Origin of the sequence: Streptomyces sp. NPDC021356, from assembly GCF_040641015.1 — a bacterium.
Taxonomy (GTDB): domain Bacteria; phylum Actinomycetota; class Actinomycetes; order Streptomycetales; family Streptomycetaceae; genus Streptomyces.
The window spans coordinates 66,353-85,453 of the sequence record NZ_JBFACU010000005.1; the positions used below are offsets into that span (position 1 = coordinate 66,353).

Annotated in this window: 16 protein-coding genes and 5 tRNA genes; 9 read left to right on the forward strand and 12 right to left on the reverse strand. The window is 74.6% G+C overall.

Annotation, left to right across the window (positions count from 1 at the left end):
• The first annotated feature begins 112 nt into the window (after positions 1-112).
• On the forward strand, positions 113-526 hold the full coding sequence (locus AB0G56_RS08075; RefSeq protein WP_004002642.1) for an SsgA family sporulation/cell division regulator: 414 nt from the start codon (positions 113-115) through the stop codon (positions 524-526).
• Positions 527-746: 220 nt separating this feature from the next.
• Positions 747-1,307: a CGNR zinc finger domain-containing protein gene (locus tag AB0G56_RS08080; RefSeq protein ID WP_360965402.1), complete on the forward strand. Its 561-nt coding sequence runs from the start codon at positions 747-749 to the stop codon at positions 1,305-1,307.
• A gap of 67 nt (positions 1,308-1,374) precedes the next feature.
• Here the strand turns inward: AB0G56_RS08080 and AB0G56_RS08085 are convergent, their stop codons facing one another.
• Positions 1,375-1,527 (reverse strand): hypothetical protein, encoded by a 153-nt coding sequence (locus AB0G56_RS08085; protein ID WP_199811652.1) that lies wholly within the window; start codon positions 1,525-1,527, stop codon positions 1,375-1,377.
• Between the two features lie 178 nt (positions 1,528-1,705).
• Positions 1,706-2,167: a hypothetical protein gene (locus tag AB0G56_RS08090; protein ID WP_360965405.1), complete on the reverse strand. Its 462-nt coding sequence runs from the start codon at positions 2,165-2,167 to the stop codon at positions 1,706-1,708.
• Positions 2,168-2,468: 301 nt separating this feature from the next.
• On the opposite strand from AB0G56_RS08090, the gene AB0G56_RS08095 reads away from it, so the two are divergent.
• Entirely contained in the window at positions 2,469-2,996 is a 528-nt protein-coding gene (locus AB0G56_RS08095) for a DsbA family protein (RefSeq protein WP_360965408.1), read from the forward strand.
• 82 nt (positions 2,997-3,078) lie between these two features.
• Here AB0G56_RS08095 and AB0G56_RS08100 read toward each other — a convergent pair whose 3' ends face one another.
• The 3 genes from AB0G56_RS08100 to AB0G56_RS08110 all read right to left on the reverse strand — a co-directional run bounded on the left by AB0G56_RS08100 (position 3,079) and on the right by AB0G56_RS08110 (position 5,903).
• A complete protein-coding gene (locus AB0G56_RS08100; RefSeq protein WP_360965411.1) occupies positions 3,079-3,903 on the reverse strand; it encodes a GNAT family N-acetyltransferase in 825 nt (274 codons plus the stop codon).
• A gap of 117 nt (positions 3,904-4,020) precedes the next feature.
• Positions 4,021-4,842, reverse strand: coding sequence for an aminodeoxychorismate lyase (locus AB0G56_RS08105; protein ID WP_360965414.1), 822 nt, complete (start codon positions 4,840-4,842; stop codon positions 4,021-4,023).
• Positions 4,839-5,903 (reverse strand): chorismate-binding protein, encoded by a 1,065-nt coding sequence (locus AB0G56_RS08110; RefSeq protein ID WP_360965416.1) that lies wholly within the window; start codon positions 5,901-5,903, stop codon positions 4,839-4,841. Before AB0G56_RS08110 ends, AB0G56_RS08105 begins: the two co-directional genes overlap by 4 nt.
• Before the next feature lie 177 nt (positions 5,904-6,080).
• On the opposite strand from AB0G56_RS08110, the gene AB0G56_RS08115 reads away from it, so the two are divergent.
• From AB0G56_RS08115 to AB0G56_RS08135, 5 genes are all read left to right on the forward strand, one after another.
• Positions 6,081-6,153 (forward strand) — tRNA-Gly (locus tag AB0G56_RS08115).
• A gap of 36 nt (positions 6,154-6,189) precedes the next feature.
• A tRNA-Cys gene (locus tag AB0G56_RS08120) sits at positions 6,190-6,263 on the forward strand.
• A gap of 1 nt (position 6,264) precedes the next feature.
• Positions 6,265-6,336 (forward strand) — tRNA-Val (locus tag AB0G56_RS08125).
• Between the two features lie 36 nt (positions 6,337-6,372).
• A tRNA-Val gene (locus AB0G56_RS08130) sits at positions 6,373-6,444 on the forward strand.
• 34 nt (positions 6,445-6,478) lie between these two features.
• Positions 6,479-6,550, forward strand: a tRNA-Val gene (locus tag AB0G56_RS08135).
• 108 nt (positions 6,551-6,658) lie between these two features.
• On the opposite strand, the gene AB0G56_RS08140 is transcribed toward AB0G56_RS08135, so the two are convergent.
• The 3 genes from AB0G56_RS08140 to AB0G56_RS08150 form a co-directional block, all read right to left on the reverse strand.
• A complete protein-coding gene (locus tag AB0G56_RS08140) occupies positions 6,659-6,946 on the reverse strand; it encodes a zf-TFIIB domain-containing protein (protein ID WP_360965418.1) in 288 nt (95 codons plus the stop codon).
• Positions 6,947-7,026: 80 nt separating this feature from the next.
• Positions 7,027-7,950 (reverse strand): aminoglycoside phosphotransferase family protein, encoded by a 924-nt coding sequence (locus AB0G56_RS08145; RefSeq protein ID WP_360966038.1) that lies wholly within the window; start codon positions 7,948-7,950, stop codon positions 7,027-7,029.
• Between the two features lie 363 nt (positions 7,951-8,313).
• Positions 8,314-8,508 (reverse strand): hypothetical protein, encoded by a 195-nt coding sequence (locus AB0G56_RS08150; RefSeq protein ID WP_360965421.1) that lies wholly within the window; start codon positions 8,506-8,508, stop codon positions 8,314-8,316.
• A gap of 589 nt (positions 8,509-9,097) precedes the next feature.
• Here AB0G56_RS08150 and AB0G56_RS08155 point away from each other — a divergent pair.
• Positions 9,098-10,648: a protein kinase gene (locus tag AB0G56_RS08155; RefSeq protein WP_360965423.1), complete on the forward strand. Its 1,551-nt coding sequence runs from the start codon at positions 9,098-9,100 to the stop codon at positions 10,646-10,648.
• A gap of 89 nt (positions 10,649-10,737) precedes the next feature.
• Here AB0G56_RS08155 and AB0G56_RS08160 read toward each other — a convergent pair whose 3' ends face one another.
• The 4 genes from AB0G56_RS08160 to cbiE form a co-directional block, all read right to left on the reverse strand.
• Positions 10,738-11,556, reverse strand: coding sequence for an RNA methyltransferase (locus AB0G56_RS08160; RefSeq protein ID WP_360965427.1), 819 nt, complete (start codon positions 11,554-11,556; stop codon positions 10,738-10,740).
• 130 nt (positions 11,557-11,686) lie between these two features.
• Complete coding sequence (cobA, locus tag AB0G56_RS08165; protein ID WP_360965430.1) at positions 11,687-12,916, reverse strand: uroporphyrinogen-III C-methyltransferase; 1,230 nt, start codon at positions 12,914-12,916, stop codon at positions 11,687-11,689.
• Positions 12,917-13,124: 208 nt separating this feature from the next.
• Entirely contained in the window at positions 13,125-17,411 is a 4,287-nt protein-coding gene (gene cobT / locus AB0G56_RS08170; RefSeq protein WP_360965433.1) for a nicotinate-nucleotide--dimethylbenzimidazole phosphoribosyltransferase, read from the reverse strand.
• 394 nt (positions 17,412-17,805) lie between these two features.
• Positions 17,806-19,032 carry a precorrin-6y C5,15-methyltransferase (decarboxylating) subunit CbiE gene (gene cbiE / locus AB0G56_RS08175; RefSeq protein ID WP_360965436.1) on the reverse strand — a complete coding sequence of 409 codons (1,227 nt, stop codon included), beginning with the start codon at positions 19,030-19,032 and terminating at the stop codon, positions 17,806-17,808.
• Between the last annotated feature and the right edge of the window lie 69 nt (positions 19,033-19,101).

The window sequence follows — 19,101 nt, forward strand, 5'->3', positions numbered from 1 at the left end:
CTAAAGCCAGGCAAAACACTCAGAGGGGTTTACAACGGCACCGTAGGTGGCATGTCGATTTCGCCGACGTGCGAATCCCCGAGCGCACACTGAGCGAAAGGCCCTGGCGCTTATGAACACCACGGTCAGCTGCGAGCTGCACCTGCGCCTCGTTGTGTCGAGCGAGTCATCCCTGCCTGTCCCCGCAGGCCTGCGGTACGACACGGCCGACCCCTACGCCGTGCACGCCACCTTCCACACCGGAGCCGAGGAGACCGTCGAGTGGGTGTTCGCCCGCGACCTCCTCGCCGAAGGGCTTCACCGTCCCACGGGAACCGGCGACGTCCGAGTCTGGCCGTCGCGCAGTCATGGTCAGGGCGTCGTGTGCATCGCCCTGAGCTCCCCGGAGGGCGAGGCCCTGCTCGAGGCCCCTGCGCGGGCCCTGGAGTCCTTCCTGAAGCGGACGGACGCGGCCGTGCCCCCCGGCACGGAGCACCGGCACTTCGATCTCGATCAGGAGCTGTCGCACATCCTCGCGGAAAGTTAGCGGTAGGCCGTCGAGGCCCTTCGAGCTGCCCGTTGCCGTCCACTCGGGGAGACGGCTCGGGCCAGGACAACCGCACACAGGACGCACCGGTTCTGGACCTCCCACCGGGGGGCCGGCGCCGGTGCGTGCCCGTGCGCCCGCGCATGGGGTGACGGCGCAGCCACTACCATCGGCCTGCATCGGCGGGCGTGTGCCCGATCCCCAGGCCAGGGAGCGAAACGTGCTGATCACCCACGACACCCGGTGCGCGCTCGACACCGTGGTCGATCTGGTGAACACCGCGCCGGAGGACGACGCGGCGCCGGACGGGCTGGCGGACGTCGCGGCGCTCGCGGACTTCGTACGAAAACACGAGATGAGCGATGTCGGGGTCCTCTCGGCCTTCGATCTCTCGTCGGTGCGCCGCATCCGCAGCCGGTTCGCCGGGATCTTCGCGGCCCCGGACCCCCGTACCGCCGCCGGGCTGATCAACGAGCTGGTGGCCGCCGCGGGTACCACTCCCCGGCTCACGGACCACGACGGCTACGACTGGCACGTGCACTACTTCGCCCCCGGAGCCTCGGTCGCCGACCACCTGGCGGCGGACTGCGGCATGGCGCTCGCGTTCTTCGTGGTCGCCGGGGAGCAGGAGCGCCTCAGGCGCTGCGAGGCGCCCGACTGCCGACGGGCCTTCGTCGACCTCTCCCGCAACCGCTCGCGGCGCTACTGCGACAGCCGGACCTGCGGCAACCGGCTGCACGTGGCCGCGTACCGGGCGCGGCGCAAGGAAGCGGCGGGCTGACGGCCCACATCGCTCCCGGTGGTGCCGTGGTCCCCGGCGGGTGACGCCGAGGAGCCACGCGTACGGCTCACAGCAACAGCAGGTCGTGCAAAGCAGCCATGAGCAGCAGACTCCCGATCACCGCTAGGAAGATCATCAGCGGTGGCTGGGAAAGGGCGAAGAGGCACCCGCGCGGCTTGTCCTTCTGCGGCGCGGCCTCGCTCTGGGTCGTGTCCACCATTTCGCGGCGATGATGACGCAGTCGGCACCCGGGGCGCGATCAACACGCACGGAATGTCCGGGACGTCGCCGGATTCCATGATCTTCGCTTCGGATCGGGCTCGAGCCTGATCGTTTCCGGGATCACTTGGGGAAGCGGGGCCGCAGCCCTCCGTCGACCAGGGCGCCTCACGGCCCCGTCATATGCCGTGCTTCTTCAGGATCGCCTCGATGTCGCTGAAGTCCTCCTCCGCGCGGGGCGCGGACGCCGGGCGGGAGGCAGGGGTGCCGGCCGGGCGGGCAGCAGGCCGGGCGGACGCTCCGAGGGAGGGCGCGGAGGCGGCCGGGGCCACCGCGTCGGGTGCCGCGGCGCGGGCCGCCGCCCGGCGCTCCTTGCGCGTACCGCCCCGGCGGCGCTCGACCGCACGGGTGGTCGCGAAGAGCACCCAGGCGCAGCCGAGCAGGCCGAAGCCGGCCCAGGCGGCCGGGCTGAAGGCGGTGTGCGCCAGCCAGCCGACGGCGCCGGTCATCACGAGTGCGACCGGGACGAGCGAGTAGGCGGCGACGCGGGCCGCCGCGAGGAATCGCCTGCGGTACGCGGTGACCGCGGCGATGCCCAGGCCGGCCGCGGAGACGGCGGAACAGACGGTCTCGGCAATCATCCGGTCCTCCATGCGGCGCTCTGCGGTCGGGGCGGTTCGTCCCTTCCATCCTGCACCGTCCGCGGGCCGGGAGGCCACGTCCGGGACGGACATCAGGGAGATCTCCGGGTCGCCTCCTCCGCAGGTGCCGCTCGACGCCGTCCCGGACCTTGATCGTCCCGGACGGTGCTCGCTCCGGACGCTCACGGGCCCGGACGGTGCCCGCCCCGTGCGCGGATGGGCCCGGACGGTGCCCGCCCCGTGCGCTGATCGCTTCCCTAGGTGATTGGGCCTCGCACGGCGGGCCTGGAAGACTGGGGGCATGAGCGACTCCTCCCCCGCCCGCACGGTCCCCGTTCTCGAGGTCTGGTGCGAACTGCAGTGCCCGGACTGCCGCACCGCGCTGGACGACCTGCGCGCGCTGCGCGCACGCTACGGCGACCGGCTGGAGCTGCGGCTGCGGCACTTCCCGCTGGAGAAGCACCAGCACGCCTTCGCCGCCGCGCAGGCCGCCGAGGAGGCCGCCGTGCAGGGGCAGCTGTGGCCGTACGTCGAGGCGGTGCTCGCCCGGGTCGAGGAACTGGGCCGTGCGGGAGAACCCCTCCTGGTCGAGGTGGCCCGGGAACTGGGCCTGGACGCCGACGAGTTCGACACCGCGCTCATCGACGGCCGGCACATCCTGATCGTGGACGCCGACCAGGCCGAGGGCAAGGCGATCGGGGTGACGGGCACGCCCACGTACGTGGTGGACGGCGAGCGCCTGGACGGCGGCAAGAGCCAGGAGGGGCTGCGCGAGCGCGTCGAGGAGATCGTCGACCGGCTGCTGGCGGGGTCCGGACCGGAGGCCTGACGGCCGCCGGTCGCCCTACGGCCGTTCCCTCCCGGCGGTTCCTCGTCGCCCCACGGTTCCTCGTGCCTTCACAGCAGTTCCTTCACAGCAGTTCCTTGTAGAAGGAGTGGAGGACCGGGCGGTATCCGAGGGAGTCGTACAGGCGCTCCGCGGGGGTGTTGCCCGCGAAGACGTTGAGGCCGAGGACCCGTTTGCCCGCGGCCACCGCCTGCGCCTCGGCGAGGAGCATCAGGGAGCGGCCGTGGCCCCGGCCGCGGAAGCGCGCGCAGGCCTCGACGTCGTAGACGTAGGCCCTGTCCTCCTCGATGGCGACCCACAGGGTGCCGACCGGTGTGCCTTCGTGCTCCAGGACACTGAGCAGCACGCCGGGGGACGCCGGTCCCCGGGGGAGCAGCCTGGCGTGGTCCGCCTCCGACTTGGCGCGGGCCTCCTCGGGGGGCACGCCGCGGTCGATCCAGGTCTGCGCGTAGGTGGCCTTGCCCCGGGCGATCCACGGCCCGTACTCGTCCTCGGTCAGCGGTCTGCCCCGGGTACCGGCGGGCAGTTCGGGCGCGGTGGTGCCGAGTTGCTTCTCCATGCCGCGGTTGCGCTGGACGTAGCCGAGCGCCGTCACCAGCCGGAGCCCGGCCGCCTCGCCTGCCGGCACGGCGATCTCGATGCGCCGGCAGCCCCAGCCGCGCGCCACCTCCTCGGCGGCCAGCGCGGCCACGGTGCCGCGGCCCCGCCCGCGGTCCGGTGCGTCGATGCGCAGTTCCTGGATCCGGGCCACGGCCGGTCCGAAGACGGGGTGGGTCGACAGGTGGGTCACGCCGACGGGGCGGCTGTTCACGCAGACCTGGTAGCGGCGCGAACGGGTTCCGTCGGCGTGGTGCTGGAGCGGCTCGGTGGGCCGCAGGGTCGTGGTCATCACGGGATTTCTACCCGCCACGACCGCCCGCGTCAGCCCATTTTCCGCACCCGGTCCGCCGGGCCCGTGCGGGGACGGACGCCGGGCCGGTGCGGGCCCGGGCACGCCACCGCTCGCCTACGGGTCCAGGTCGTCGCCGGAGCGTTCGGTGAAGATCCGCATGGCCTTCGCCGTCACCGGGCCCGCCGTGCCGGGCAGCGCGCGCTCGTCCACGCGGTGCACGGCCTGGACGTCGCGCAGGGTGGAGGTCAGGAAGACCTCCTCGGCCCGCTCCAGGACGTCGAGCGGCAGGTCGGTCTCCTGGGCGCCCGTCCACTCGATCGCCAGCGCCCGGGTGATGCCGGCGAGGCAGCCCGAGGCGAGCGGCGGGGTGTGGATCTCGCCGTCCAGGACGACGAAGACGTTGGAGCCGGTGCCCTCGCAGAGCCGTCCGGCGGTGTTGCCGAACAGGGCCTCGGAGGCGCCGTGTTCGCGGGCGCGGGCCAGGGCGACGACGTTCTCGGCGTAGGAAGTGGTCTTCAGGCCGGTGAGCGCGCCGCGTTCGTTGCGGGTCCAGGGGACCGTGACGGCGGCGGTGGATTCGGGGCGGCGGGTGGTCGCGCCGAGGGCGACGACGAGGGTCGTGCCGTGCTCGCCCCGGTCGGAGCCGAGGGGGCCGTCGCCTCCGGTGTAGGTGATGCGGAGGCGGCCGAGCGGCGCCGGGTTGGCGTCCAGGACGGCGGCGCAGGCGCGGCGGATCTCGTCGTGGTCGGGGTCGGGCAGGCCCAGACCGCGCGCAGAGCGGGTCAGCCGGTCCAGGTGGCGGGTGAGCGCGAACGTCTTCCCCCCGGTCGCCTTGACCGTCTCGAAGACGCCGTCGCCCACGGTCAGCCCGTGGTCCAGGGCGGAGACGCGCGCGGACTCGGTGTCCCGCAGCCCGCCGTCGAGCCAGATCTTCATTCCCGCAGGTCCTCTCCGCCGTCCTCGTACGCCCCTGACGCTACCGCGAGCAGCCGGCCCGCCTTCAGTTCGGTCTCGTGCCACTCCCCGTCCGGGTCGGAGTCCCAGGTGATGCCGGCTCCGGCGCCGAAGCGCAGCACGGCCGGGGCGCCGGGTGTCCCGCCGGGCCGGTCGATCCAGAAGGTGCGGATGCCGACGGCCAGCTCGCCCGTGCCCCGGTCGGCGTCGACCCAGCCGACGGCGCCGCAGTAGGGGCCGCGGGGGGCGGTCTCCAGGGAGTCGATCACGCGCAGGGCGCTCGCCTTGGGGGCGCCGGTGATCGAGCCGGCCGGGAAGGCGGCGGCGAGCAGCTGCGGCCAGCCGGCGTCGGCGCGCAGCTCGCCGCGGACGGAGGAGACGAGGTGGACGAGGCCGGGGTACTTCTCCACGGCGCACAGGTCGGGCACGGTGACGCTGCCGGTGGTGCAGACGCGTCCGAGGTCGTTGCGGACCAGGTCCACGATCATCACGTTCTCGGCGTAGTCCTTGGTGAGGAGTTCCGCCTCGGTGCGGGCGGTGCCCTTGATCGGGCCGGACTCCACCGCGCGCGCGGCGCGGCGCAGGAACAGCTCCGGGGACGCGGTGGCGATCTCCACGCCGTGCTCCGGCAGGCGAATCGTTCCCGCGTACAGGCCGGGGTTGCCGCGGGCCAGCACGGCGGTCAGCGCGTCCACGTCGGCGTCGGGGGTGACCGGCGCGGACAGCACACGGCAGAGGTTGACCTGGTAGACCTCGCCGGCCGCGATGTGCGCGCGGATGCGGCGCACGGCCGCCGTGTACGCGGCGCGGTCGAGGGAGGACGTCCAGTCACCGGCGGCCGGACCGCGCCATGCGCCGGGCGCCGGGGCGGGCACGGGTTCCTTGCGTACGTCGCGGAAGCGGGCGCAGGTCAGGCGCCCCTCGTAGTCGGCGGCGACGGCCCAGAAGCCGGTGGAGTCCAGGGCGGCGGGATCACTGGTGACGTCGGTCAGGCCGGTGGCGACGCGGTCGCCGAAACGGGCCAGCGGGAGGAGGTCGAGCACGGCTCCGAGTCTAGGTCCGGTGCCCGGCTGATGGTCCCTGTGCGGGCCGGCGGGGGTCTGACCAGGTCCTCCCGGGGACGCGCCGCAGCACGCTGCGCAAACGCGTTTTTGTGCTGGCCCGGGAATCCGCTAGAGTTCAACACGTCGCCGGGACGCGCAAGCGGACCGAACCGACAGGCGGACGTAGCTCAGTTGGTAGAGCGCAACCTTGCCAAGGTTGAGGTCGCGAGTTCGAGCCTCGTCGTCCGCTCGCAGGAAGAGGGGACTCCCGGTCCCCTGCACTCCTGGTGGAGTGGCCGAGAGGCGAGGCAACGGCCTGCAAAGCCGTCTACACGGGTTCAAATCCCGTCTCCACCTCCAAGGACGATTAGCTCAGCGGGAGAGCGCTTCCCTGACACGGAAGAGGTCACTGGTTCAATCCCAGTATCGTCCACTGGATCAGTCGGCTCGTACGGCATGGTCCGGATCCGCGCGATTAGCTCAGCGGGAGAGCGCTTCCCTGACACGGAAGAGGTCACTGGTTCAATCCCAGTATCGCGCACGCACAGCCTGTGACCTTCGGGTCACGGTCCCGAGGACGATTAGCTCAGCGGGAGAGCGCTTCCCTGACACGGAAGAGGTCACTGGTTCAATCCCAGTATCGTCCACATCGCAGAATGCCCCCGGTCGTCTCGTACGACCGGGGGCTTCTTCGTGCCGCCCGGGCCCGGCGCCCCGTGCCCGATGCTCCATGGCGGGTGCTCCGGGGGCCGGGCTCAGCTGGAGAACAGCATGTGGCCGAAGCTCTTGTGCCGGTGGCCATGCCCGTAGTGGCCGTGGTGGCCGCCGCCGTGCGGTGCGCCCCACGCGGGCGCGGGCGGGGCCGGGTAGGCCTGTGGGGCGGGCGGGGGCGGCGCGGGCTGCGACCACTGGGCCTCCAGCCGGGTCAGCGCCTCCAGCTCGCCGTAGTCGAGGAAGATGCCGCGACAGCCGCTGCACTGCTCGATCTGGATGCCGTTGCGGTTGTAGGTGTGCATGGGCGCATGGCACTTCGGACACTGCATGCTCGGCTCAACTCCTCACCGGTGGGTCCTGCTTCGGGTACCGCCTGGACAGACTCCGTCCGGTCGCGGTCGGTTGCACCCTACTTCGGCAGGCCGTCGGCCAACTGGGCGGGGATCGCGGCCATTCGCTCGCAGGCGTCCACCACGGCCTGCTCCACCTCGTCCAGCGGGCGGCCCGCCGCGTCCGCCTTGGCCACGGCCCGTGCGGCGGTCTGCACGGTCAGGGCACGGGCGGCGGTCTCCAGCGCCGCCCACGGGTCGCCGTCCACCGGGACGGCCGGGCCGCCCGCCGCCCGGTAGGCCGTGAGGAACCGCGTCCAGTCGCCGGGCGGCAGCAACCCGCAGGCGAACCAGGCCGCGGGGCGGGCCAGGTCCCACGCCGGTACGCCGGTGCCCAGGTCGTCGACGTCGATCAGCAGCCAGGGGCCGCCGGGGACCGGGTGACGCACGAGCTGGCCCAGGTGCAGGTCACCGTGGCAGACGGTGCGCGCGTCGGGCATGGGCGCCTCGGCACGGGCCCAGGCGGGCAGGGTGGTCCAGGCCCTCAGGACCGGGCGGGCCGCCGGGTGGCCGGGCGCCGCGGCGCGGAGCCGGGTGACGGCCAGGGCGGCCTTGACCGGGCCGCGCATGGGCGGCAGTCCGGCGGGCGCCGGGCTGCGGTGGAGCCGGGCGAGGAGCGTGGCGGCCGCTTCCCAGGGGGCCGCCTCGGGGGCGTCGGCGTCCACGGGTGTCCCGTACGGCCAGAGGGTGACGAGTCGGCCGGCGAGGGCCGTGGGGGCCGGGTCGAGCGGCGGGAGCAGGATCCCGGGCAGGCGGGCGGCCGTGGCGAGGCGGAGGGCGAGTGCGGCGGGGTCCGTGCCGGGTGCGTGGGCCTTCGCCACGGTGCCGCAGTGGCGGACCACCGTGGCGTCGGGGCGGTCGGCCAGGACGGTGGTCGCGCGGGGGCAGCCGGCCACCTCCGCGTGGGCCGCCTCGGCGACTCGCGCGGTCAACTCGGGCAGCAGGGCATGGGCATGGGCATCGACGACGGCTTCGGCGTCGGCTTCGGCATTGACTTCGGCTTCGGCATCGGCATCGGCATCGGCTTCGGCGGCTGTCACGGACTTCCCTGGAGTACGTACGGCGTGGTGGCGGTGAGCGTACGGGGTCGGCCTGGCGGCGGGCGCGCGCGGCGGGTGTACGGGGGCGTGGTGTGTGCGGGGTGCGCAGGGTGGGCGCGGGCGGCACAGGGAGGGTTCCGGGCACGACAATGCCGGCGCAGCTCCCCAGCTGCGCCGGCATTCTGCCGTCCGCCGCACCCCCGTCCCCACGGGGTTTCATGGGTCGATGTCCCCGCCCGGACCGCTCTTCCGGGCCTGGGGCGCCGCTCAGCGCCCCAGCATCACTCCCACGGACGACGCCTGTGTGGCCACTGTGTCCCAGCCGTCGAAGACGAGCAGGAGCAGGGCCGCCAGGGGAAGGGCCATCACGGTCGCCACCAGGGGGTGGCGGCGGCCCGTGCGGCGGGGACGCGTGAGGCGCCCCTGCGTGCGGAGCAGTGTCCGCGGTGCCGTGTGGGCCATGGTCCCTCTCCTGACCTTTTCGGTTGTCGTCGGCAGCGGCGAGTGTCTGACCTCGGGGGACGAGTGCTGCACCCGCCGCTTGACCTCAAATCTAGGCGTACGGCGGATGCCGGGCGTCATGCCCTCGTACCGATTGGCGGGCCTCCCGGAGGATGAGCCGTCGGCCGGGGCGTACTCCCCTGGGTGGAGACGCGCTCGCTCGTCTCGGGGTCTTCCCTGAAGGGGTGCCCGGACTGCCCGGCTTTTCCGGACACGGGCGGTGACATCGCTCACTTCCGTCTGCCGGACGGACGCCCTTCTCCCGCGCTCGCCGTCCGTCCCGGCCGCCGTCCTCCCCCTCTCCCCCACGGTGTCCCCCGTGGCGCCCGTCGTACGTCTGTGCTGGTCCCGGCGGTGCCCAATCCCCCTCCCGGAGCGGGTGGTTGGGATCTCCTACGGGGAGCGGTGGGCGCGTCGTCCGAACCACTGACCGCCCCTCAACTCTCCCGCACGGCACTGACAATCGATCGCGTCGAGAGGGCGCGGCCTCTGCGCGTGAGCGGTCCCGGAAACGTAAGCTGTGGCTCGTCACAGGGACCGGGCAGCGGGGATGAACATGGCGATGATGCGCCTGAGGCGCGAGGACCCGCGCGTCGTCGGCTCGTTCAGGCTTCACCGACGGCTCGGCGCGGGTGGGATGGGCGTGGTCTACCTCGGCTCCGACCGGAAGGGCCAGCGGGTCGCGCTGAAGGTCATCCGGCCGGATCTGGCGGAGGACCAGGAGTTCCGCTCCCGGTTCGCGCGCGAGGTGTCGGCGGCCCGGCGGATCCGGGGCGGCTGCACGGCGCGGCTGGTGGCCGCGGACCTGGAGGCGGACCGCCCGTGGTTCGCCACGCAGTACGTGCCCGGACCCTCCCTGCACGACAAGGTCGCCGACGAGGGCGCGCTGTTCGCGGCGGAGGCCGCCGCCATCGGGGCCGCCCTGTCGGAGGGACTGGTCGCCGTCCATGAGGCCGGTGTGGTGCACCGGGACCTCAAGCCGTCCAACATCCTGCTGTCGCCCAAGGGCCCGCGGATCATCGACTTCGGCATCGCGTGGGCGACCGGCGCCTCGACGCTCACCCATGTCGGCACGGCCGTCGGCTCACCCGGGTTCCTCGCCCCGGAGCAGGTGCGCGGCGCCGCCGTCACCCCGGCGACCGACGTGTTCTCGCTGGGCGCGACGCTCGCCTACGCGTCGACGGGCGACTCGCCGTTCGGGCACGGCAGCTCCGAGGTGATGCTGTACCGCGTGGTGCACGAGGAGCCCCAGCTGCACGGCGTACCGGATGCGCTGGCTCCGCTCGTCCGGGCGTGCCTGGCCAAGGACCCCGAGGTACGGCCCAGCACCCTGCAGCTCTCGCTGCGGCTCAAGGAGATCGCCGCGCGCGAGGCACAGGGCCTGGGCGAGCTGCGGCCGCCGGCGCCGCGCGCCGCAGAGGCGGACCGGCCGACCGGCCGGATGGTCGACACCTACCCGGACCAGCAGCGCGCCACCTACCCCGGCCGGCAGCGCGCCCCCCGTCCGGAACCGCAGCGCGCCCCCTACCCCGAGCAGCGGCGCGGCGGCGAGCAGCAGCAGGTCACCCCCTCCCCCGCGCGCGGCCGGCGGCGTCCGCAGGCCGCCTCCCCGGCCTCCCCCCGTACGCCCGCGCCGCGCGGCAGCGCGCCGTCCTCGCGCGGCGGTGCTCCCTCCTCGCGGGGCGGCGCACCGTCGCGGGACGGCGGGGCACCGCGCGGGACGGGCACGCCCTCCCGCGCAGGCAGCGGGCGGTCGATCCCGGCGTCCCGGAGCGGTTCGCGGACGGGCGGCGGGCGGCCCGCTGCGCGCGGCGGCCCGGGGCGGCAGCGTCCGCGCGGTACGTCCACCGGTCTGCGGCCCGCCAACCCGCGGCTGCTGCGACAGCGGCTGTTCGTGTTCGTGGTGGTGACGCTGCTGGTGGCGCTCGGTATCGCGGCGGCGCAGGGCTGCCAGGGCCCCTCGCGGGGGCTCGGTGGCGACGGGGGCGGCGTGCGGGTGGGGCAGGCGCACGTTCCGGGGGACGTCTCGGCCTCCGGTGTCCGGCCCGGGGCGGACCAGCGTTCCGCCGCGTTCGCCACAGAACCCGGCGAATCCGCCTGACCGCCGGGTCCGTCAGATCCGCCAGACCGCCGGATCACCGGACCCGCCGGATCACCGGACCCGCCGCACCCGCCGGACGGATCGTCGTTCTAGGTGTCCGCGCGGCCCGTGGCGACGGCGTAGAAGGCGACCGCGGCGGCGGCGCCGACGTTCAGGGAGTCGACGCCGTGGGACATGGGGATGCGCACCCACGCGTCGGCCGCGGCGAGCGCCCGGCGGGACAGGCCGTCGCCCTCCGCGCCGAGCATCAGCGCGACCCGGTCCATCCGGTGCGGGGCGACCTCGTCCAGGGCGCGGGCCTGCTCGTCGGGGGTGAGGGCGAGCAGGGTGAATCCGGCCTCTCGGACCGCGCCCAGGCCCATGGGCCAGGTGTCGAGCCGGGCGTACGGGACGGAGAAGACCGCGCCCATCGAGACCTTGACGCTCCGGCGGTAGAGCGGGTCGGCGCAGTCCGGTGAGAGCAGGACCGCGTCCATGCCGAGGGCGGCGGCGGAACGGAAGATCGCGCCGATGTTGGTGTGGTCGTTGACCGCCTCCATGATCGCGACGCGGCGGGCGCTGCCCAGCAGGTCGGCGGCCGTGGGCAGCGGCTTGCGCCGCATGGAGGCGAGGGCGCCGCGGTGCACGTGGTAGCCGGTGACCTGCTCGGCGAGGGCGGGGGCGACGACGTAGACCGGCGCGTCGAGCGCGTCGATGACGTCGCGCATGGCTTCGGCCCACTTGGCGGACAGCAGCATCGAGCGCATCTCGTACCCGGCGTCCCCGGCCCGCCGGATGACCTTTTCGCCCTCGGCGATGAACAGGCCCTCGGCGGGTTCGCGCCGGCGGCGCAGTTCCACGTCGGTCAGGTCCGTGTAGTCCCGCAGACGCGGGTCGTCGGGGTCCTCGACGGTGATGAGATGGGCCACGGGAAGATACTGCCTTGTCTGGTGCGGAGGATTCCTGGTGCGGAGGATCCCTGGTGCGGTGGGTTCCTGGTGCGGTGGGTTCCCGTCAGTGGGTTCCCGTCGGCGGGGCTTCTGCTGCGGGCGGCCCGGATCAGGCCGGGCGGGGGCCCACGGCGACGACCGGGCCGACGACGATGACGGCCGGCGGCTTCACCTGCTGGGCGCGCACGGTCTCGGCGACGGTCGCCAGGGTGGCGTCGACACGGCGCTGTGCGGCCGTCGTGCCCTCCTGGACCAGGGCGACCGGGGTGTCCGGGGACTTGCCGTGGGCCACCAGCGCCTCGGCGATCTGGCCTATCTTGTCGACGCCCATGAGGATGACGAGCGTGCCGGTCAGCTTCGCCAGGCTGGGCCAGTCGACCAGGGAACGTTCGTCGTCGGGGGCCACATGGCCGCTGACCACCGTGAACTCGTGGGCGACTCCGCGGTGGGTGACCGGGATGCCAGCGGCGCTCGGTACGGAGATGGAGCTGGAGATGCCGGGCACCACCGTGCACGGGATGCCCGCCTCGGCGAGCGCCTGCACCTCTTCCATGCCGCGGCCGAAGACGTAGGGGTCGCCGCCCTTGAGCCGCACCACCGCCTTGCCCTGCTTGGCGTGCTCGACGAGCGCGTTGTTGATGGCCTCCTGGGCCATGGAACGGCCGTAGGGGATCTTCGCGGCGTCGATCACCTCGACGTGCGGCGGGAGTTCGGCGAGCAGGTCGCGCGGGCCGAGCCGGTCGGCGATGACGACGTCCGCCGCGGCGAGGAGGCGGCGCCCGCGGACCGTGATCAGGTCCGGGTCGCCGGGGCCGCCGCCGACCAGGGCGACGCCGGGGGTGCGGTTGCGGTGGTGGGGGGCGACGAGCGTGCCGTCGCGCAGGCCCTCGACGACCGCGTCACGGACGGCGGCGGTGTGGCGGGGGTCGCGATCGCTCGCGCTGGTGGTGAGCACGGCGACGGTGACGCCCGCGCTGTGGCCGGTGGCCGGGGTCCAGGCCGTCGCCTCGTCGGCGTCGTCGGCGCGCACACACCACACGCGCCGGCGCTCGCCCTCGGCGGAGGCCCGGGTGTTGGCGTCGTGGTCGCCGGTGGCGATCAGTGCGTACCAGGCGTCCGCGAGGTCGCCGTCCCGGTACGGCCGCCGCTGCCAGGCGATCTCACCGGCGTCCGCCATGGCCTCGACGGAGGCCGTGGCCTCGGGCGAGACGAGGACGATGTCCGCGCCGGCCGCGATGAGCGCCGGCAGGCGGCGCTGGGCGACCTGGCCGCCGCCGAGAACGACCACACGACGGCCGGTCAGGCGGAGGCCTACGGGGTAGGCGGGGTGTTCGGCCATGGGTGTGCGGCTCCTCGTCCGGGCGGCGGTCGCGGCGGCGGTGCGCGGCGTGGGGAAGCGATCGAAGCAGTCGAAGCGTACTGAGGGGTACTGAGCGGGCGCTGCGGCTCCGGAGCGGCCCTGACGTGCGGATTTTAGACGTGGGTTCAGGGTACGGCGGGGCCGGGGGGCGCGCAGGAGGCGCCCGTCCCGGCCCCGGCCGTACCCGTCACTTCTCGGTGACGCCCGCCGAGTCGAACGTCGCCACCTCGTGCATCGCGCGTGCCGTGCTCTGCACCAGCGGCAGGGCGAGCAGCGCGCCCGTACCCTCGCCGAGGCGCAGGTCGAGGTCGACCAGGGGGCGCAGGCCGAGCTTGTTGAGCGCGGCGACGTGGCCCGGTTCGGCGCTGCGGTGCCCGGCGATGCAGGCGGCCAGGACCTCCGGGGCGATCGCGCGGGCCACCAGCGCCGCGGCGCCGGCGCTGACGCCGTCCAGGATCACCGGCGTACGCAGCGACGCGCCGCCGAGGAGCAGACCGACCATGGCCGCGTGCTCGAACCCGCCGACCGCGGCGAGCACGCCGATGGGGTCGGCGGGGTCGGGCCGGTGCACGTCGAGGGCGCGGCGGACCACCTCGGTCTTGCGGGCCAGCGTCTCGTCGTTGATACCGGTGCCCCGGCCGGTGACCTCGGCCGGGTCGGCGCCGGTGTAGACGGAGATGAGAGCCGCGGACGCGGTGGTGTTGGCGATGCCCATCTCGCCGGTGAGCAGTGCCTTGTTCCCGGCCGCCACCAGGTCGCGGGCGGTCTCGATGCCGACCTCGATGGCCTGCTTGGCCTCTTCGCGGGTCATCGCGGGACCGGTGGTCATGTCGGACGTGCCGGCGCGGATCTTGCGGGGCAGCAGGCCCGGGGTGGCCGGGAGGTCGGCGGCCACGCCCACGTCGACGATGCAGACCTCGGCGCCCACCTGGCTCGCGAAGGCGTTGCAGACCGCTCCCCCGCCCAGGAAGTTGGCCACCATCTGGGCGGTGACCTCCTGCGGCCAGGGAGTGACGCCCTGGGCGTGCACGCCGTGGTCACCGGCGAAGATCGCCACGGCCGCGGGCTCCGGGATCGGCGGCGGGCACTGCCGGGACAGGCCCGACAGCTGCGCGGAGATGATCTCCAGCATGCCGAGGGCACCGGCCGGCTTGGTCATCCGCTTCTGCCGCTCCCAGGCCTCGCCGAGCGCCTTGGCGTCCAGCGGGCGGATCCCGGCGACGGTCTCGGCGAGCAGGTCGTGCGGGTCCTCGCCGGGAAGGGCGCGACGGCCGTACGTCTCCTCGTGGACCACCCAGGACAGCGGGCGGCGCTTGGACCAGCCGGCCTGCATCAGCTCGGGCTCGTCCGGGAACTCGTCGACGTACCCGACGCACAGGTACGCGATGATCTCCAGGTGCTCGGGCAGACCGAGGGCGCGGACCATCTCCCGCTCGTCGAAGAAGCTGACCCAGCCGACGCCGAGGCCCTCGGCGCGGGCGGCGAGCCACAGGTTCTCGACGGCGAGCGCGGCGGAGTACGGAGCCATCTGCGGCTGAGTGTGCCGGCCGAGGGTGTGCCGGCCGCCGCGGGTCGGGTCGGCGGTGACGACGATGTTCACCGGGGTGTCGAGGATGGCCTCGATCTTCAGTTCCTTGAACTGCTTGGCGCGGCCCTTCGGCAGCGACTTGGCATACGCGTCGCGCTGCCGCATGGCCAGTTCGTGCATCGCCCGGCGGGTGTCGGCGGAGCGGATGACGACGAAGTCCCAGGGCTGGGAGTGACCGACGCTGGGGGCGGTGTGGGCCGCCTCCAGGACGCGCAGCAGCACCTCGTGCGGGATGGGGTCGCTGCGGAAGCCGTTGCGGATGTCGCGGCGCTCGCGCATCACCTTGAGCACGGCCTCGCGCTCGGCCTCGTCGTAGCCGGGCGCGGCGGGGCCCGTGGGCAGCGGTGCCTCGGCCACGGCGGACGCGTTCCCCTCCTGGGGCTCCTCCGGGTACTCCACCTCGGAGCCTTCCTGGCCGGCTACCCGTGTGTCCAGGTCGTCCGCCCGCTGGACCACATCGGGGTCCGGCTCGTCGGGCGCGGCGGGGACGGCGTCGCCCGCGCGGGGCGCCGGGACGGCGATCGCGGGCTCCTGCGGCTCCTGGAACTCCTGGGGCCCGTGGGGCTGCTGGTCCTGGGGCTGCTGGTCCTGGGGCTGCTGGTCCTGGGGCTGCTGGTCCTGGGGCTGCTGGTCCTCGGACTCCTGCGGGGCCTCGGCGGTGGGCTGCTGGTGCGCCTGCTGGTCCGTCTGGGCGTGCTGGTCCGTCTGAGCGTGCTGGGCCAAGGGCCGGCCCTGCGGGACGACGAGCGGGTGCGGCGGGGTCGGGGACAGGTGGGGGGCGGTCGGCACCGTTCCCTCGACCGGTAGGAACTGCCCCACGGGCGCGTCGGCCGCCGGGGCGGCGATCGGGTCGGCGGGCTGGAGCTGTTCGGGGGCCTCGGCGGGCTGGGGCGCTGCCGCACCGGGGGCGACCGCCGAGGCGGCGATCGGGTCTCCGACGGGGGCTGAGCCCTCGGTGGGAACCTCTGCGGGGGCGTCGGCGGGGTCCGGAGCCGGGGGCGTTTGCGGGGCATCGGCCGGGGGCAGGGCATCGGCTGCTTCGGGCGCGTTCGGTGCGTCGGGCGCGTCCGGTGCTTCGGGCGCGTTCGGTGCGTCGGGCGCTTCTGACCCGTGAGGCGCTTCGGGCGTTCCCGGAGCCGGGGGCGCCTCGGCGGCCTGGGTGGGGTGCGGGGTACCTGGTGCGGTCGGCGGGGTGACCGCCTCGGCGACGGGCTGCACGGGGACCGACACGGCTTCTTCCTGCTGAGCGGCCTGTGCCTGCGCCGGTGCCTCACCGGTCGGGGCCTCGTCCTGGGCGGCTGCGTCGGGCAGGGGCGCCGCCACCTCCGACTCGCCGGGCGCGGCCTCTGCCTCGACCGCCTCGACCACGCCGGGGGCGCCGGGGGTCTGCGTCTGCGGGTCAGCGGTCTCCTGCGGGGCCGCCGGAACCGGCGTGGAGCCCTGCGGTGTCTGCGGGCCCTCGGCGGCCTGCTGGGACGCGGAGGGCTCCTCGGCGGGCGCGGTCTCCTCGGGGACGGCCGCCTCCTCGGCGACAGGAGCCTGCGCCGCGGCGGGAGTCCCGTCGGCGACGCCGTGCTGGACGGCCTGCGGGAGACCGTCCGTACCGGGGACCTGGGCAGCCTCCGGCACATGCGGAGCTTGGGCGGCCGCCACGGCCTCCACGGCGTGGCCGTTCTCCGCAGCGGCCTCGCCCTCGGGGGCCTCGCCCTCCACAGGTGCCGTCGCTTGCGGAGCCTGGTCGGCCTCCGTGGCCTGGACCTCGTCGGCAGCGGGTGCCACTTGCGGAGCGGGAGCCCCGGGCACAGGCGTGGACGCGGCTTCGGCCGTCGCGACCGCTTCAAAGGCGCCGCCCGTCTCCGCGGCGGGGGCAGCTTCACCGGCGTCACCGGACGGTACGGCCTCGGAGTCGCCCTCGGAGCCCTGCGCGGCGGCGACGGTCTCGCCGTCCTCAGGCGCCTGCCCGGTCACCGGACGCGCGGAATCGGTCACGCCATCGGCGCCGGAAGCGGGCAGGTGAGCCGTGGCGGGAGCCGTCCCGACAGCCGCCGGGCTCGCCGCGCTCTCCTCGCGCAGCTCGTTCGGCCCGCTCGCCTCGGCGTCCGCGCCTTCCGGTGCCTGCCCGTCCGCGGGCTGCTGGACGCCCTCCGGCTCGGGCGCGGCCTCGGGGGCGTGCTGCGCATCGGGAACCGCTGTCTCCGCCTGGGCCGTGATCCGGGCCACGGCGGCCTGGGCCGCACCGGCCGGCTCGGCATCCGGAACAACCGTTTCCGCAGCCGTCGCCCGCGCGTCCGCCTGCGGGACCACGGGAGCGGGCGCGGGCGCCTGGAGGGTCGGCACGGCCTGCGCGCCCCACGGAGCCGCGCCCTGCGGCGCCCCCTGGGGAGCCCCGTGCGGCTGCGGCACGGCCGCCTGCGCGCCCGCCGGCCGGCCGTCGAAGTGCTCGGGCGCCGCACCGGTCGCGGCCGGTACGGGCTGGCGGACCGGCGCGCCCGCCGGGCCGCGGTCGGCCAGCGACCGCACCGGGCTCGCGGAGGCGTCGGGGGTCGGCGGACCGAGGTGCAGCGGCCGGCGCGGAGGCGACGCGGGCGCGGGCGGCCCGGCCGTGGGGTCGGGGTGCAGGACTCCGGTCAGGTCGACGGAGCCGCTGTCGCGGCCGGACGTCTCGTGCGGGCCCGGCTGGTGGACGGCCTCGACGACCGGCTCCGGGGCGGGCGGCGGCACTTCGTTGCCCCATGCTCCCTGGGAGCCCGGCAGCAGCAGGTCTTCGTCCTCGGCGGGAGACTCGGAGAGGTAGGTGTACGCGCCGTGTGCGGGGACGCCCGGCTGCTCCACCATGCCTGCGCTCTCCGGCAGTCCCTCGCCCGGGACCTGGCCGGTGTCGGTCATGCGTACCCCTCGCCCATCGGTTAGTGCTCCTACGACCAGCTCACCGGGGACGGCGCACCGACCGCCCCCAGTGAAGAACGAGCGTCCGTGCCCAGCGGCACGAACGACCCGCCCAAAAAAGGCGACAAAGCCATTGAGTGGCATTGTGGCGGTCGATCGCCCGCCGCGACAGCGTCATCCGTCACGGTCCGCTGTGGACTGCGCCACGTTGCGCGTCCTCCGGTTCTGCCGTACCACACCCCCCGCAAAACGGGCGGGTTTTCCGGACATTGACGAACGAAGCTCCGGAACCCCCAGTGCGGTACAACGATCGGCCAGCCTACCGCGCGCGGTACGACAACCCGATCACGGGGCGCGCTCCGAAAGGCCCGGCCGGGCGGCCCGCAGCCGTCCTTCAGCGCGTGGCTTCCCCGCGCGGCATCTCCCCGCTGAGCAGGAACGCGACGCTCCGCTCGGTCTCCGTCCAGGCCCTGGTGTCGAGTTCGACGGACTGGAGCAGGGCGCACTCGACGCGGTAGCCGTGCTCGGTGAGGCCGCGGCCGACGCGTTCGGCCTCGTCGCGGGTCGCGGCGTGCGCGACGATGCGCTGCGGGCGCCGGTCGGCGACGGCTTCGACGACGGCCGCTCCCCCGCCGCCGACCCGGACCACGTCCGGTTCGGGCAGGTCCTCCAGGACATGCGGGGCGATGCCGTGCACGACCTGGAGCTGGACCCCGAACCGGCGCGCGGCGGCCTCGGTGCGGGCGCAGGCCTGCGGGTCGCGGTCGACGGCGATGACGGCGGCGCCGCCGCGGGCGGCCTCGGTGGCGAACGCGCCGCTGCCGCAGCCGATGTCCCAGACGAGGTCTCCGACGCGCGGGCCCAGGCGGGCGAGTTGGGCGGCCCGCAGCAGGTCCGCCTCCCCCTCGCCGAGCGGTGCGCCGTAGGCCTGGGCGGGCTGGGTCCAGCCGCGCGGCCCGTCGGCCGGGTCGCGTCCGGCGATCCAGCCGCCGCCCTCGCCCGCGCCGTTCCGGCCGCCGTTGCCGCCGATGACGATGACGACGTTCGGGTCGCGCCAGGTGTGGTCGGCGGCCTTGTCCGAGGTGACGACGGTGACCTGTTCGCGCTCGGTGCCGAGTTCCTCGCAGATGACGAAGGTGCGGTGGACGCCGTCGAGGAGCAGGCCCAGTTCCGCGGGTCCGGCGCCGGGCGCGGTCAGTACGGCGACCTTGGTGTGGGCGCGGCACACGTTCACGGCGCGTCGCAGGGTGCGTTTGTGGGCGACGACCACTTGGGCGTCGTCCCAGGGCATTGCGGCGCGGGCGAAGGCGGCGGCGACGGAGGAGACGGCGGGGACGACCTCGACCTCCAGGCCGAACTCGGGCGCGCGCAGGGTGCGTACGACGCCGAAGAAGGCCGGGTCGCCGTCGGCGATGACGACGGCGGTGCCGCGGTGTCCGGCGATGCGCCGGGCGGCGAGGGCGACGCTGCCGAGGCGGATGCGTTCGGCGGCGGGGGGCACCTCGGGCAGTGCGAGGTGGTGCGCCGCGCCCGCCACGAGGGTGGCGGCGCCGAGGGCGCCGCGCGCCGCTTCGGTCAGCGGCGAGCCGTCCCAGCCGATCACCGTGACCCGGTCGGCCATCGTTGTCAGTCTCCAGGGGGATGAAGCAGGTCGTCAGGGGCGACGCCCGAGTGCGGGCTCCGTGAGGTT

What these genes read in the sequence shown, in the direction of transcription:
- AB0G56_RS08140 (WP_360965418.1), bottom strand. Translation starts at nt 6,946, where the DNA reads ATGCAGTGTCCGAAGTGCCATGCGCCCATGCACACCTACAACCGCAAC.
- AB0G56_RS08095 (WP_360965408.1), top strand. Translation starts at nt 2,469, where the DNA reads ATGAGCGACTCCTCCCCCGCCCGCACGGTCCCCGTTCTCGAGGTCTGG.
- AB0G56_RS08085 (WP_199811652.1), bottom strand. Translation starts at nt 1,527, where the DNA reads ATGGTGGACACGACCCAGAGCGAGGCCGCGCCGCAGAAGGACAAGCCG.
- cobA (WP_360965430.1), bottom strand. Translation starts at nt 12,916, where the DNA reads ATGGCCGAACACCCCGCCTACCCCGTAGGCCTCCGCCTGACCGGCCGT.
- cbiE (WP_360965436.1), bottom strand. Translation starts at nt 19,032, where the DNA reads ATGGCCGACCGGGTCACGGTGATCGGCTGGGACGGCTCGCCGCTGACC.
- AB0G56_RS08090 (WP_360965405.1), bottom strand. Translation starts at nt 2,167, where the DNA reads ATGATTGCCGAGACCGTCTGTTCCGCCGTCTCCGCGGCCGGCCTGGGC.
- AB0G56_RS08100 (WP_360965411.1), bottom strand. Translation starts at nt 3,903, where the DNA reads ATGACCACGACCCTGCGGCCCACCGAGCCGCTCCAGCACCACGCCGAC.
- AB0G56_RS08075 (WP_004002642.1), top strand. Translation starts at nt 113, where the DNA reads ATGAACACCACGGTCAGCTGCGAGCTGCACCTGCGCCTCGTTGTGTCG.
- AB0G56_RS08155 (WP_360965423.1), top strand. Translation starts at nt 9,098, where the DNA reads ATGAACATGGCGATGATGCGCCTGAGGCGCGAGGACCCGCGCGTCGTC.
- cobT (WP_360965433.1), bottom strand. Translation starts at nt 17,411, where the DNA reads ATGACCGACACCGGCCAGGTCCCGGGCGAGGGACTGCCGGAGAGCGCA.
- AB0G56_RS08105 (WP_360965414.1), bottom strand. Translation starts at nt 4,842, where the DNA reads ATGAAGATCTGGCTCGACGGCGGGCTGCGGGACACCGAGTCCGCGCGC.
- AB0G56_RS08150 (WP_360965421.1), bottom strand. Translation starts at nt 8,508, where the DNA reads ATGGCCCACACGGCACCGCGGACACTGCTCCGCACGCAGGGGCGCCTC.